The sequence below is a fragment of the Bifidobacterium sp. A11 genome (genome assembly GCF_000499185.1).
Taxonomy (GTDB): domain Bacteria; phylum Actinomycetota; class Actinomycetes; order Actinomycetales; family Bifidobacteriaceae; genus Bombiscardovia; species Bombiscardovia mizhiensis.
Genome location: NZ_AWUO01000009.1, coordinates 21,883 through 36,811 on the forward strand (window position 1 = coordinate 21,883; position 14,929 = coordinate 36,811).

12 protein-coding genes are annotated in these 14,929 nt (G+C 55.4%); 9 read left to right on the plus strand and 3 right to left on the minus strand.

Annotated features, from left to right (window positions below):
- The first annotated feature begins 460 nt into the window (after nt 1-460).
- Together P273_RS0107110 and P273_RS0107115 are read left to right on the plus strand one after the other, a co-directional pair.
- Nucleotides 461-898, plus strand: coding sequence for a MarR family winged helix-turn-helix transcriptional regulator (locus tag P273_RS0107110; RefSeq protein ID WP_051354168.1), 438 nt, complete (start codon nt 461-463; stop codon nt 896-898).
- Nucleotides 895-3,168 carry an ATP-binding cassette domain-containing protein gene (locus P273_RS0107115; protein WP_024627764.1) on the plus strand — a complete coding sequence of 758 codons (2,274 nt, stop codon included), beginning with the start codon at nt 895-897 and terminating at the stop codon, nt 3,166-3,168. The genes P273_RS0107110 and P273_RS0107115 overlap by 4 nt, the downstream gene beginning before the upstream one ends.
- 26 nt (nt 3,169-3,194) lie before the next feature.
- Here P273_RS0107115 and P273_RS0107120 read toward each other — a convergent pair whose 3' ends face one another.
- Nucleotides 3,195-3,965 carry a GNAT family N-acetyltransferase gene (locus P273_RS0107120; protein WP_024627765.1) on the minus strand — a complete coding sequence of 257 codons (771 nt, stop codon included), beginning with the start codon at nt 3,963-3,965 and terminating at the stop codon, nt 3,195-3,197.
- A 348-nt stretch (nt 3,966-4,313) separates the two neighbouring features.
- On the opposite strand from P273_RS0107120, the gene P273_RS0107130 reads away from it, so the two are divergent.
- Entirely contained in the window at nt 4,314-4,934 is a 621-nt protein-coding gene (locus tag P273_RS0107130; protein ID WP_024627767.1) for an isochorismatase family protein, read from the plus strand.
- An 18-nt stretch (nt 4,935-4,952) separates the two neighbouring features.
- Here P273_RS0107130 and P273_RS0107135 read toward each other — a convergent pair whose 3' ends face one another.
- Nucleotides 4,953-5,699, minus strand: coding sequence for an SDR family oxidoreductase (locus P273_RS0107135; protein WP_024627768.1), 747 nt, complete (start codon nt 5,697-5,699; stop codon nt 4,953-4,955).
- A 438-nt stretch (nt 5,700-6,137) separates the two neighbouring features.
- Here P273_RS0107135 and P273_RS0107140 point away from each other — a divergent pair, with 438 nt between their 5' ends.
- From P273_RS0107140 to P273_RS0107165, 6 genes are all read left to right on the plus strand, one after another.
- Entirely contained in the window at nt 6,138-7,463 is a 1,326-nt protein-coding gene (locus P273_RS0107140; RefSeq protein WP_024627769.1) for an MFS transporter, read from the plus strand.
- 180 nt (nt 7,464-7,643) lie between these two features.
- Entirely contained in the window at nt 7,644-8,090 is a 447-nt protein-coding gene (locus tag P273_RS09850; protein ID WP_081709312.1) for a (deoxy)nucleoside triphosphate pyrophosphohydrolase, read from the plus strand.
- Nucleotides 8,091-8,162: 72 nt separating this feature from the next.
- A complete protein-coding gene (locus tag P273_RS0107150; protein ID WP_024627770.1) occupies nt 8,163-11,303 on the plus strand; it encodes a DUF3427 domain-containing protein in 3,141 nt (1,046 codons plus the stop codon).
- Nucleotides 11,304-11,495: 192 nt separating this feature from the next.
- Nucleotides 11,496-12,236, plus strand: a complete 741-nt coding sequence (locus P273_RS0107155) for an SDR family oxidoreductase (protein WP_024627771.1) — start codon at nt 11,496-11,498, stop codon at nt 12,234-12,236.
- 112 nt (nt 12,237-12,348) lie between these two features.
- Nucleotides 12,349-12,717, plus strand: coding sequence for a TIGR02328 family protein (locus tag P273_RS0107160; RefSeq protein ID WP_024627772.1), 369 nt, complete (start codon nt 12,349-12,351; stop codon nt 12,715-12,717).
- Nucleotides 12,718-12,806: 89 nt separating this feature from the next.
- The gene (locus P273_RS0107165; protein WP_155804724.1) at nt 12,807-13,511 is read left to right on the plus strand and encodes a hypothetical protein; all 705 of its coding nucleotides are present in this window, start codon (nt 12,807-12,809) and stop codon (nt 13,509-13,511) included.
- Here P273_RS0107165 and P273_RS0107170 read toward each other — a convergent pair.
- On the minus strand, nt 13,498-14,754 hold the full coding sequence (locus tag P273_RS0107170; protein ID WP_024627774.1) for a sugar MFS transporter: 1,257 nt from the start codon (nt 14,752-14,754) through the stop codon (nt 13,498-13,500). The genes P273_RS0107165 and P273_RS0107170 overlap by 14 nt on opposite strands.
- Between the last annotated feature and the right edge of the window lie 175 nt (nt 14,755-14,929).

Sequence of the window (14,929 nt, forward strand, 5' to 3'; positions counted from 1 at the left end):
CAAGGAAATACAAGAACCTATTCATCAACGTTCTTAATACAGGAGGCTCGAGCAAAAGAAGGGCCTTAGCTCAGCCTCTCCGACCGGTGGGCATGCTGGTTTACCTAGCATTTAGGCCTCAGTATCGTCGTTCTGCATAGCCGATTGGCTAAGCAATGCTGATAGGATGATAAGTTGACACTCCATCCCACCGCCGCTGTCAACAAATCACGAGCCTTTAGTCCAATAGACCTCCTTTACCTTGGAGCGACCAGCAGAGAAAATTGCTAAACCGCATCAAGGGATCCACCAGGCAGACACACGCCTGCTCTCATGCAAGAAGCTCTTTCAACAACACAAGGCCAATATTGAACCTCCTGAGACGTGGCCTCATCAGTCGATACAGTCAGACAAGAACGAATTCAGAGAAAGGCAAGCTATCCGGGCAATAGATAGTTTCCGATATGATATAGTTTCTATAATGAAATCATATAATCCGTCCTCCCTCTACGATGCTCTCATGTATCTGCAGTGCGAATTCGTAGCAGAGCGCAACAGGGTCAATCCGGGGAACATCACCTGGCAACAGTTCGACATCCTCACCGTTCTGCGCACAGGAGCGTCCACGCCCTCACAGATTGGTCAGCGACTCGGCATGAGCCGATCCAAGGTCTCCAAGAACCTCAGCACTCTGCGCGATCTCGGATACATCAGGCAGGTGCCTGACGCCCACGACCGGCGAGAGCTGGAGACCAATCTGACCCAGGATGGCCGGGACATGCTTGACATCATCGATCAACAGCATAAAACCCTTGAGGAAGATGCCCGACAGGTCTGGTCCAAAGACGAACAGGAAGAGTTCGCTACTCTTGCCAACAGGCTTATCAACAAGCTACGCCAGGAGCGAGTCGCCCGATGAGGACCGAGTGCATTCTTATTGATCGGGCCTCCACGCACAACCTCAAGCAAGTCTCGCTGGCCATACCAAAGCGGGCCATCACCGTGGTCACCGGCCTGTCGGGTTCGGGAAAATCGTCACTCGTGTTTTCCACGCTGGCAGCCGAATCACAGCGCATGATCAATCGCAGCTACAGCTCCTACATTCAGCAGCTCCTGCCCAAGTATGAGCCTGCGGAAGTCGCCCGAATCGACAACCTGCCCTTCTCCATTGTCGTAACCCAAAAGCAGCTCTCGGGCAATGCTCGCTCAACCGTAGGCACCTACACTGATATCTACACTGCCCTGCGCCTGCTATTCTCCCGCATGGCCCAGCCATTCATCGGGTACTCCATGACGTACTCCTTCAACAATCCTGCGGGAATGTGCCCGACCTGCCAGGGCCTGGGAGCTATACGCAGCCTAGTGCTTGATCGCCTGCTCAACGTGGATCTCTCACTGAATCAGGGCGCCATCAACTTTTCCACCTTCCAGCCGGGCGGCTGGAGACTGACCAGGTATACGGACTCAGGCTATTTTGACAACGATCTGCCCTTACGTGAGTGGACCAGCAGTGATCTTGACCTCCTGCTCTACGGGAAGAAGCAAAGACCGGCACACCCTAGTCCCAACTGGCACAAGACGGCCATGTTTGAGGGATTGGTGCCCCGAATCACCAAGACCTTTATCAACCAAAACGCCGACAAATACCAGCATGAGCTCGAGCAGGTTACACGAATCGCCCAGTGTCCTGACTGCCAAGGGGCCAGGGTCAACGCCAAGGTCCGCTCAGCCAAGATCGGCGGACTGAACATAGCTGACTGTTCTGCCATGAGCGTGGCTGACCTGCAGGACTGGCTGGGAAAAATTCATGACGATCAGGCTGACACCATTCTGCAGGACCTGAAGCGCAAGATAGTCAACCTGATAACGGTTGGTCTGGGCTACTTGAGTTTGGAGCGTGGCACCTCTACGCTTTCCGGAGGAGAGGGACAGCGTCTGAAAATCGCCAACTGCCTGAACAGCCCTTTGAATGATGTTCTCTACATCTTTGACGAACCGAGCGTTGGCTTGCATCCCCATGACCTGACTGGGATCAAGAAAATCTTCAAGGGCTTGCGGAACAAGGGCAATACGGTGGTGATCGTGGACCATGACCCCGAGCTCATCGCCATCGCCGATCATATCGTCGACATGGGGCCAGGAGCAGGCAGGGCAGGCGGACGCATCGTCTTCGAGGGGAGCTATCAGTCTCTGCTGGCAAGCGAAACAACCACTGGCAGAGCCTTGTCAGATCCAGGCACTGTAAACGAACCGGCGGCGCCTTCGGAAGGCTTCTATGCAATAGACAAGGTCACTGCCCATAACGTCAGAGAAGCCCGCGCCAAAATACCCAGGCATATGCTGACTGTGGTGACCGGAGTGGCCGGCTCGGGTAAGAGCACGCTGATCCGGGAAGGCTTCATGGCACAGCATGATGCCATACTCCTGGATCAGAAGCCGATCAAGGCCAGCGGACGCTCCAACTTGTTGACCTACTTGGGTGTCTTCGACCCGCTGCGTAAGACCTTCGCCAAGGCCACAGGCGAATCCCCTTCACTCTTTTCATTCAACGCTGCTGGAGCCTGTCCGGTTTGCAAGGGCAAGGGAGTCGTCACCCTGGATATTGCTTACATGGGTGATACCAGCACTGTCTGCGAAAGCTGCCATGGAACCAGGTATTCAACGCAGGCTCTGTCCGCCAGATACCGCGGTCTCAACATCGCCCAGGTGCTGAAACTGACTGCCAGCGAAGCTATGCACCAATATCGTGAAGTGCTGGGGCCAGCCATGAAGGCACTGGAGGACGTCGGGCTGTCTTACCTATCCATTGGGCAAGCTCTCGATACGCTCTCAGGCGGTGAGTTGCAACGCCTCAAACTGGCCAAGCTGCTCAAAGACGGAATTCGCGAGACCTTGATTTTGGATGAGCCCACCAGTGGCCTGCACGAATCCAATATCTTGCAGCAGATTGCGCTCTTGCGCAAACTCATCGCAAGCAAAGGACTCACTATCATCGCCATAGAACACAACCTGCGCTTCATAGGTCAGGCTGACTGGGTGATCGACATGGGCCCAGGAGCCGGGAGCGCGGGCGGCAAGGTGCTGTTTGAAGGGGCTCCTCTTGCACTGCTGCGCCGCAATGACACTCCCACAGCCCGAGCCATGAATGCCTATTTCGGCTTTATCAAGGATGCAGCGGTGCAACCATAAGCAGCTGCATTCAGATCAACAAGAGTTCAGCAATCTTGCAGACGACGCTTCTGCCTGCCAACCTGATCGAAATTGTCATCTTCAAGCCAGGTCTCCAGCCGCTCTTTCATTGCTGGCCATTCACTATCTGTTACGGAAAACCAATCCGTATCCCGAGTTCGGCCCTTGTAGACCATGTCGTTTCTGAACCGGCCTTCAGCCTTGAATCCCAGCCTCAGCGCAGCCGCCCGGGAGGGCGCGTTGAGGCTGTCGCACTTCCACTCGTATCGGCGATAGCCCAAGTCCTCGAAGACATGCCGAGCCATCAGATACTGGGCTTCAGTTGCCTGTCTGCTTCTCTGCAACTCCTTGGTATAGATGACATGGCCCATCTCGACGCTTCCCATATCCGCCCGAATCCGCATCAAGGCATACATGCCCAACAGATCCGACGAATGATCAAGCTTCACCAGCTCCCGTAAATCCGGATCTTCCCCGCCCGCAAGCCGTCCAATACCAAGATCGGATGCGGAGGGCTTACGCAGAATGGCAAAGAAGAGAGGATCCCGGCTTGCAATCATCGATGCAAAGCCTGAGTCGAATGCTGGTCTATCAGGGTAGAGATCGTGGGTGCTATAGGTCATGATGGATTCGTCGCATTCCGGACTGAAAATCCGCTCATAGAAGGCATCACCTTGGTTTTCGTCCAAGGGCACTACCAGAACGGTCCTGCCAGTCAAGTTGACAGGCTCCGGCATCATGGCCCCGGCAAACGAAATCGCATCCCCAATAGGTTGACCAAACTCATTGGTCCTCATACCCGCATCTCCTCCCTTGGAACGATGCCCGCTCCGTCATCGTACGGAAGAGGTGGCCCCAAAAGCATAAGCTATAACTCCGTACAATCCTGGCACTTAGGCTACCAAGCAGACACCCAAAAAGTCCGTATGGATCCGCCTCACGCAACCATGTATGATCACCCTTGCTACCTCCTTATCATCTCGTGCACAAAATGCTGATTCGCCGCCATATTTGTCCACATGCATTCAAGCTGGAGAACCGACGCATCTGCGAGAATTAGACTGATACGCACGAGGAAATGATCGAGGAGCTCCATCCGGTATTCCCTCTGCCTACCGTCAGCATCGACCAAGGGAGTGATCACCATGTCCAAGGCTTTGATTGTCGTGGATGTTCAGCCGACCTTCTGCGAAGGAGGTGAGCTGGGAGTCGAGGGGGGCAACGCCACAGCCGGCAAAATCGCCGACTATGTCCACAGCCATGCCGGGGACTACGCCTACATGGCCACCACCCAGGATTGGCACATCGAGCCTGGATCTCACTGGTCCGATCATCCGGATTTTGTGGACACCTGGCCCAAACATGGGGTGGCCGGATCGCCCGGGGCGGAGCTGCATCCCAGTATTCGTGGGCTGGGCATCACCCATCACTTCAAAAAGGGTCAGTATTCCGCCGCCTACTCCGGATTCGAAGGCATCGAAGACAACACTGATCGGATCCAGAGCAGGGAGGAATTCGCTGCGACCAAGTCATCAGGCGTCACCCTGGCCGATGCCTTGGCGCAAGCTGGCGTCAACCAAGTGGATGTAGTCGGCATCGCCGAATCGCACTGCGTCAAGGAAACGGCCCTAGATGCCGCGAAGCTGGGCTACCAGGTCACGGTCTTCGAGGATCTGACTGTCCCGGTCAGCGAGGATCAGGGCGTCGAGGCTCGAAAGGCCATGGCCCAAGCCGGCATTCGTCTTCTTTCCTCCAACGGCGACTGAAGGCAGCGACGGAGGAATTCACCAGGGCTGGATGGTGGGGCCTACGGTGAATTCCGATACATTGGTATCCTCAGGCTGATCAATGGCAAAGGCCACCACCTGAGCCACCCGTTCGGGATCAATCTGGTAGCTGTCGTAGGTCTTGTTCATATCAGCCAGGGTCTGCTTGTCTGTGATGGTCTCCAGTAGTTCAGTCTTAATGGCCGCCGGATAAATGGTAGAGGTGCGAATATGTGTCCCCTCCTGGGCGGACTCCATCCTGAGCACCTCCATCAGATCACGCAGGCCCCACTTGGTTGCCCCGTAGACCGCTCCGCCAGTATAGGCTTTGAGCCCAGCAACCGAAGAGGTGGCGATGAACTGCCCGTGGCGCTGCCCGGTGAACTCCGGCAGGGCCGCAGCAATGCCATACAATGCGCCTTTCAGGTTGACGTCAATGGTGCGGTCCCACTCGTCCACATGCAGGGCCGACAAGGGCGAGTTAGGCATGAGTCCAGCGTTGAGGAATACCACGTCCACTCCGCCAAACTGCTTCTTGGCAAAAGCCACGAAATCCTCATTGGCCTGCCGATCGGTCACATCCAGAGCCATGGAGACCGCATGGCCACCGGCCTGAACGATGTCGTTCACGATTGCATCCAGCCGATCCTTGCGGCGAGCGCCCAGCACCACCTTGGCCCCTCGCTGCGCCAACAGCCTCGCTGTGGCCTCCCCGATGCCGGACGAAGCTCCGGTGATCAACACTGTCTTATCTGCAACTGTCATAACAGTCCCACCTTTCCTTATCTTCAATCGGCCTGATGGTACAACCTCGAGTCGCTGGAAGTGCAAGTCTTGACTATAACCAGGTCCACATCGACAACCATGACCAAGCGCATGACAGAGCTGAATCTTTTGAGAAGGGCAGGTCAGTCAGGACTGCGCTGGCCAGTCACATGTAGAATCGACGCAGTAATCCACGAAGAAAGGCGGCTGTCAGCCAAAAGCGGACTCGATCACCTCATTGCAAGAAGTAAAAAAGACAGTGTCGCAAAACTACTTAATCTGTATTGTAACGATAGGTGAGGGTCAAATATTGAACTACAATTAGTTCTTAAATTTCCTCTAATCAACATTCAGAGCAGACAAACCGCGAATCATTGGGATCATAAGAACCAAACAGCAGTTAGTTTGTCCCGATTCGGCGAGAGAAAGGTCGCAGTTATGTCGACCACACCGATACAGTCTTCATCACGAAAACAGGCTGTTTATCCGTACCTGATCGTGTTGTCGGGCATCGTCTTCACGGCCATCCCCGTATCGCTGGTATGCAGTTGCGCAGGCATCTTCTTCACTCCTGTCAGCAACTACTTCCATGTTCCCAAGGCCGCATTCACTGGGTATTTCAGTATATTCAGCATCACCATGGTCATCTTCCTGCCAGTGGCCGGATGGCTGATGCACCGCTACGATCTGCGCATCGTCCTGACGGCAAGCACTATTCTGGCCGGACTGGGCTGCCTGGGTATGTCTCGATCATCCGCCATGTGGCAGTTCTATCTATGCGGCGTGGTTCTGGGGATCGGCATGCCGCCCATCCTCTATTTGTCAGTGCCCACTCTCATCAACGCTTGGTTCCGCAAACGGGTCGGGTTCTTCATCGGCCTGTGCATGGCCTTCACCGGAATAGGCGGCGTGATCTTCAACCAGATAGGCACCATGATCATCAGATCCGCCCCTGATGGATGGAGGCAGGGATACATGGTCTTTGCCATTCTCATTCTGGTGGTCACCCTGCCCTTCACCATCTTCGTGATTCGCAGCACGCCCGAACAGATGGGTCTGCATCCCTACGGCGCCACCGACCAGGAATCTGCTGCAGCTGAGGCGGCCACCACCAGCGCAGACACTGGAAGCAAAGGCAAAAAGAGCTCAGAGCCTGCAGCGTCGACCGTGGGCATGACTGCTTCCCAGGCCTTGCGCTCCCCTGCCTTCTGGGCGCTGGCAATCTTCTGCGGCCTGATCACCATGAATCAGACCATCTACCAGTTCTTGCCCTCCTATGCGGCATCCCTGCCGTCCATGGCGGCCTACACGGGACTGATCGCCTCCTCCTGCATGGCCGGCCAGGCTATCGGCAAGGTCATCCTGGGCATGGTCAACGACGGCAGCATCGTGGGCGGGCTCTGTCTGGGCATCGGCGGCGGCGTTCTCGGCGTCTGCCTTATGGTCGCCTTCCCCGGATTGCCCGCACTCCTCCTGCTGGGAGCCTTCGCCTTCGGTCTGGTCTACGCATGCACTACAGTGCAGACACCCATCCTGGTTACAGCCGTCTTCGGCTCGCGTGACTATACGAACATCTATGCACGCATTCAGATGGTTGGCTCCTTGGCCTCAGCCTTCGCCGCTCTCTTCTGGGGCGCCATCGCTGACCAACCTCACGGCTACATCATCATGTTCGGCCTGAGCATCCTGATCATGATTGCAGCCTTGTTCCTGGGCATTATTCCTTTGAAGGGTACGCGCAAGTCGGCTACTCAAACCAGTTGATCGAACCTTGCCACAATTGGCCCTATAACTATTTCGCCACCCTGCCTCTTTCTCAGAAGACGGGTGGCGAATCCATATCCTCTCCCCCAGTCATAGACCTTGGCCTTTGAACATTTATTGGAAGTCACCAAGTTGTATCCTGGACCTGGCTCCCAAAGGCGGAAAGGCAATTGAGCACTCATGACCACACTGCAGACCAACCGGACAAAGATAACGAGCGTAGCAGGCGGAGCTGTTCTCGAAAAAGGGCTGATCCTATGTGCTCAACGTGGACCAGGTCGCACCCTCGAAGGTTGTTGGGAGTTTCCTGGAGGAAAGATCAAGCCCGGCGAATCAGCCTCGGAAGCCCTACGCCGTGAGATTTTCGAGGAACTTGATTGCGCGGTCCAAGTATTGGAACCAGTTTGCACGACCATGTACACCTATCCGTTCGGCCGCATTGCCCTTTGCGTTCAACTTTGCCGCCTTACTAAAGGACAGCCGCAACGCAGTGAACACCGAGCTCTTCGCTGGCTGGCTCCAGAAGATCTTCCATACTTGAACTGGGCTCCGGCCGACAGACCGGCTGTGGCTATTCTTGCAGCCACGAGCCAGTGCTTTGGCAGTCCCCACCATGGTCATCGATGAACGCTCGAACAGCCAATCTGCCGAGTCGGTCAGACTAGGGAAACTTAAATCTGCAAAGGTATCGAGGAAAACATGGATTCTAATTTGAACGCGGACATTCATCTACAAATAGATCCTGATTCGACTTCGATATTCGAAGGCGTGGTTACAGGCCTTATAGGCGACGATCCGACTCGGGAACTATCTGCTGGAGCCCAGGACTTCACACCCCGACTAATCACCAACCAGCCTGGTGACAATATGGAGGACGCGCTTTGCCAAGAGCTCCAGGAAAGCGAGACTTTCGACATCTCAGTTGCATTCGTATCTGCCGAGACCCTGCTTTCCTTTTTCCAAGAGTTTAAAAACCAAAAAGCCAGATCCGGCAGCCGACCTGGGCGAATCATCACCTCCACTAAGAACTATTTCAATCCTCCAAGAGCTTTTTGGGAACTGCTTAGGCTCAAGAACGTTACCGGAGCCGACGTGAGAGTCTGGCAAGGCGAGCAGAGATCAGAGTCAGAGGATTCAACCACTCAAGTCATACCGGAGGGCCAACCCTTCCACCCCAAAGGCTATATTTTCGCCAAGCACCTAAAAAACGGCAAACCATATTATGACCTCTACATTGGCAGTTCCAACCTCACCCAACAGGCCCTGACGAATCAGCGTGAGTGGAACCTGCGCCTGTCCTCCTTGGACCGAGGAGCGCTGATCGACCAAATCAACCATGAAATTAATCGACAAGTAGCTGAATCTCAGCCTTTGACAGAAGACTGGATCGAGCAATATGAAGAGGATTTTCGCCGCTACGCCCCACCCAGAAAGCAACTCGAGACTGCACGCCGGCACAGACACATACGCCCCAATTCCATGCAGCGGGAGGCCCTGAAGAACCTGAAAGAGCTGCGAGCGCGGGGCGAACATCGGGCCATCATCATCTCAGCCACAGGAACAGGTAAAACCTTCCTGTCGGCCCTGGACGTCAAGCAAGTAGGTCCCGCCAAGATGCTCTACCTGGCTCAGCAGGAGCAGATATTGACGAAGGCGCAGTCTTCCTATCAGGAAATTCTGGGTTGCCCCAAGGAGGAGACCGGCCTCTTTACCGGTAGGGATAAGAAGAAGGACAGCCGCTACCTGTTCGCAACGGTGCAGACCATGAGTCGTCCGGATATTCTGAAAGAGTTCCCAGCCGATGCCTTTGACTACATCCTTATCGATGAGGTCCATCATGCCGGAGCTAAAAGTTATCAAGCAATCCTCGACCACTTCTCCGCGGCAGACTTCATTCTAGGTATGACGGCTACTCCTGAGCGAACCGACGGTTTCAACATCTTCGAACTCTTCGGATACAACGTAGCCTACGAGATACGACTGCAGAAGGCATTGGACGAGGGTATGCTCTGCCCATTCCACTATTACGGGGTGACCGAATACCTGGGGTCTGACCCCTCTAGCGGCAATGGTCGGCCCAGCATTACCGTCGATGATGATACCAACAGCCGAGACCGCGGCCAGTTGACATACGAAATAGGACAGCTAACCACTCCAGGCAGGGTCAGATACATTATCGATGTCCTGCAACAGTACAGCCCCTATCACCAGCAGATCACCGGCCTCGTCTTCTGCAGTAGACGGGAAGAGGCTCAACAACTGTCAGAGCTGTTCAACCGCCAGTTCAATCAGCAGGCCGAACGAAACTATCGTACCCAGGCTGTAACCGGAGATACCCCGGTTTCGCAACGCGATAAAGCTATCCAGGACTTGGAAAACGGCGACCTGGACTACATCTTCACTGTTGACCTGTTCAACGAAGGCATCGATATTCCGGCGCTCAACCAAATAGTCATGCTCCGCAATACCCAGTCCAGCATTGTCTTCACTCAGCAGCTGGGAAGAGGACTACGGCTTTACGATCATAAAGAGAGCGTCGTTGTCATAGACTTCATCGGCAACTACACCAACAACTATCTAATCCCCGTGGCCCTGTACGGAAATACGGGCGATCGCGACATGGCCCGTCGCAACTTGCAACGCCACACCATAGGCCTATCATCCATCAGCTTCGACCCCATCGCACGGACACGTATCCTGCGATCTCTGGACACAGCAGATTGGTCGGCTATGAAAAAGTTGACCGAAGCATATCGCCAGCTAAGGTTCCAGCTAGGACGCATCCCTATGCTCACTGACGTCCACGCTCACGATCCATCGCTCACGCGTACCATGGCCACAAAATTAGGTGATTATCACTCTTTCGTATGTTCTCGCGAGCGTAACCTGGGCGCGGATGGCACTCCGCCTGACCCAGTCAGCCCAACCGAAACGGGCATTCTTAAAATGGCCACCGAAGTCTTGCTACCTGGTTTAAGGCCTCAGGAGTTGATCATCCTCGAGCAACTGTGGCAACTTTCCAGAAGCGAACCTACAAACACAGCGACCGACATTGGAAGGCTCAAAGCTACCCTGACTGAACGGTTCCCGCAGTCCTATCGGGATCCCACCCAGATGGCATCGGCTCTGCGCGTGCTGGATGGCAGTTACTTCACACCGACCCAGGCCCGCCGGTTCGGCGGCCTTCCGCTAATCAGCCGTATGGAGAACGGATCCATCCGACTCAACTCGACCTTCGCCGGGCTGATTGAGGAGCACAGCACCTTCCGTAACTTTTTCGTGGATACCCTGAAAACTGGTCTGCTCAACTGCCAGGATGCCATCGGGAATGTTCCTGCCCAGGAACTGCAGTGTGAGCACGGATTCCTTAGGGGAAGGCAATACACTATGGCCGAAGTCGTGCGCCTGCTGGGCTGGAATCACGAGGTCAACGGCCAGAGCATCGGCGGATACATGGTGGATCGGACTACAGGCACCATGCCCATCTTCATCAAGTACGCCAACAGCCAGTACCAGGACCAGTTCCTGAGCGACCAAACTTTACGCTGGTTCAGCAAGAACCATAGAAGACCTGAATCCAGGGAATTCCAGTGGATGCGTCAGGGTCTGGAGCGGCCAGGCTGGCAGGAAACTCACTTCATTCCGCTTTTCGTCATGCGCCGACAAGAGGCGGCAGACCGTCGCTACTACTATTTGGGTCATGTCACCGCGGTAGGGCCATCACGAGCCACAGAAAAACCAGGGCCAGACGGCAAGGGCCGAGTGCCTGTCACCATCACCGATCTCAGTCTTGACCGACCTGTGGATCATCAACTCTATCGCCACCTGCTCGATATCTAAGCGCAGCCCAGTCAGCATAAGAGGCGCACTGTTTCAGTGGAAAATATATTGTGGCCCCTGCAGAACTGTTGGCGCCTGATGGATAACTTCGAAGTGTCAGTGGGACGAGAGTCATCCATACGTCGGTCATCAGCATGGGCATGCCATCCCATAAGATGGAATATGACAGCACATCTCTATAAAGGAGTGGATATGACTGATCGTCTACAAGGTAAGGTAGCCATCATCACCGGAGGAACCGGCGGCATGGGCGTGGGCGTAGCCGAATGCTTCGTCCGCGAGGGAGCCAAGGTGGCCCTTACCGACATCAAGGAGAGCGATGCCTCCCGCAGCTTCATGCAGGAGCACCCCGGGCAGGTCGTCTTCCACACCCTAGACGTGACGGACGAGGACCAGTGGGTCTCCACCATCGACACCGTTGAAAAGGAGCTGGGCCAGCTGACCACCGTGGTCAACAATGCTGGTATAGGCGGCAGCGGTGCCACCATGGACGAGGAGAGCTACGAGGACTGGAAAAAGGTTATCGCCATTAACCTGAACGGAACCTTCCTGGGCACCAAGCATGGCATGAGGGTGATGAAGGGCCGCGGCGGCTCCATCATCAACATCTCCTCCATTGAGGGCTTTGTGGGCCTGAGCCGGGCCGGAGCCTACAACGCCAGCAAGGGCGGAACCAGGTTGCTGACCAAGTCCGCTGCTCTGGATTCCGCCAACAACAACTACGGTGTTCGCATCAACTCGGTCCATCCCGGATTCATCAAGACCCCTCTGATCAGCCAGAGCCTTGAAGACAGGATGAGTAAGCTGACACCTCTGGGCCACATCGGCGAGCCACAGGACATCGGCGAGATCTGCGTCTACCTGGCCAGCGACGAATCCAAGTTCGCGCTGGGTGCCGAATTCGTTGTGGACGGTGGATTCATCGCCCAATAAGGAACTGCAGTAAGAGATTACCGGAACCCCCTCCTTCCGCCTGTCACTTCATAGTGATGCAAGTGTCTAGGCTGAAGGAGGGGTTCACTTATGCCCCGACGAGGGGGGTGTCATGCGATTGTGGCATCAGGGTCTGATTCGACTGCTTCCCAGACAGCAGCTGCTGGGTCAGCATCGGGAGATCACCGCTCTGCGTGGACTGGGCTGGGGACGGCGGCATGCCACCGTTGACTATGTCTTTCTTCATTCCCCATACAAGCTCTTTCAATTTCATCTACTAGTCATGACAACGATGCGCGAGCGCGGCTACCATCCTGATCCTGCCTGGTATGACCCGCTCTACCGCGGCAGGCACTGCCCGCCATACAAGGATTTAACTGCAGTGCCGTTGACGGACCCCATCTACCCCGAGCATGATGCAGCCTATCTGCAGGAGTGCTTGGAGAATCTGGCAGGAAAAGGCATCCATCTGACCATCTGACAGTCACCCTCTAGACGGCATAGGATCACTTATGGCAACGATGTACGATCATGCTTGGGACTATGTTGCAGATATTCAGGGGAGTGTCCATGCCCATCATCGACGTTATTAATCTCGTCATTAACTCCATTACAGCCATAGCCACAGTTGTAGCTATTCCTGCAACCATCGTGTACTCCGCTCGGCAGATGAAGATGACCTTTGCAAGGGACGACGAACGGCGCAACTATGACCTCTACCAGACCTTGCTCAAACAAGCTTCACGAGTTGATGTTTGGGAGTCCAAGACTGCTCGGAACGACAATCAGAAGCAAGGGGCAGACGAATACCTGATCATCACCAACCACAGCGAAGGCACCATTCGCCAGGTCTCAATCCTGGTCCATTGGGATTTGTTGAAGCAGACCCGTTTACAAGCCATCAACCTCCAGCACAACGAAGCCGACTATTACCGGGTGCCTGGATTCGGCCATCATCACGCCTGGCGCACACTACCAACGGCTGACTGGGTTATATCCATGGATCCTAACAGACGATTTGTCTGGAGCCTGCCTACCATCTGCCCTAAAGACATCTTCCAATCCCCCCGCTTTTTAGACAAAGGCGACCCTCAGGGCCGGTGTCGACTGGCTGCTGTGGCCATAAAATTCACAGACGTGTACGGCAATATCTGGGAACGGCTGTTTGAATCCGAGTATCTGCCCAAAGACCGTACTGCCGGTCTCCATCTCTTGTATTCGCCCGACAATCGGTTGGCGGAGTTTTGCCAACCGAAGGGCGTCATTCCCGAGTGAGCCTGGACACCGTGGGCACCATGAGGGTAACCGCCGCCAGCAAGAACGCCAAGGGCAACAGAGCAGGCCTGACACCGGTATGGTCGGCCAGAAACCCGATAGCCGGGGGAATGATCCAAGAGACCCCGTAGTAGGCAGTGGAGATGACCGAAGCACGCTGGGCTGCCACGGCTGGATCCTTGGTTGCCAGCGTGGTAACGATAGGTACACCCAGAGCAGCTCCGACGCCCCAAATTCCAGTGCCGACAAGGCTCAACACGAAAGAGGGAGCAAGAGCATAGACCAGGATGCCCAGAGCCGAGACCAGAAGGGTCAGGACCAGCGAGCGCATGTTTCCCAGTCGTTCGATCAGATGCGTACCCAGCAATCTTGAGACGATCATGGCTGCAGCGAAGATCGTGGGAGCAAGACCGGCTTGGGACTCGGGGACGCCAAAAGCATCGACCAGGCCGATCCCGGTCCAATCATTGACAGCACCCTCGCTGGCCTCCAGGGCCACATTAATCAGGGCAAGCATGAGAACCAGTGCATCGCCCCAAGCAGCCAACTGCTTGCCGAAGGCGGACGATTGCTTTGACTCCGACCCCGCCTGCTGATCCGAACGTTGGTCGTCAGCGCCGCCCTTGTAATCCCCTAGAGGCTGAGCCGGGCAGAGCAGAACGCAGGCGATCACCAGAGCCAGGCTAACTAGCGCATTGACTGCTAGGTGCGCACCTATGGCCACACCCAGATGAGACAGGAGCGAGCCCAGTCCCAAGGCAAGAAACATGCCCAAGCTATATGAGGCATGAAAACGCGGCATTATGGACCGGGAGGAGAATCGCTCCACTGCACCCGCCTCGACGGTGTTGACCGTTCCCCAGAGGCTGATCCCCGCCGAATTGAAGAGCAGTCCCAAAACCACCCCGGGCACTGAGCACAAAGTGACAGCCAGTGCCGCGATTATCATGCCCAGACACCAGGTGGAGGCTGCCAGCAGCATGGCCCGGCGCACGCCCAGCCGATCAGTCAATACACCCGAGATCAGCATGCCAACCAGAGCGCCGCAGCCGCCCAGGATGGTCATCAGAGCCAGGCCCGAGGGCTGCAGACCGAGGCTGGCCTTGACTGTTGGCAGTCGAGAAATCCAGGCCGAGGTACCGATGCCCATGATGATGAAGAACCCGTAGACAGCCAACCGCTCGCGCATTCCGTGACCCGGAAAATCGGCAACCGAGCGCCCGCGATGATCCCGTTCACTCATGCAGACCTCCCTGTTCTGTCCATAGTTGACCCTTTACTCCGGAGGCGCATATCAATAGCGGAATTATAATCAATGACTTTGTATACTATTCTGTAAAGCTAGTATCGAATGACTCGAGAACCATCGTAGACAGTCGACCGGATGATCTGAAGGGGATGCCCCGGCCCGACGCCCC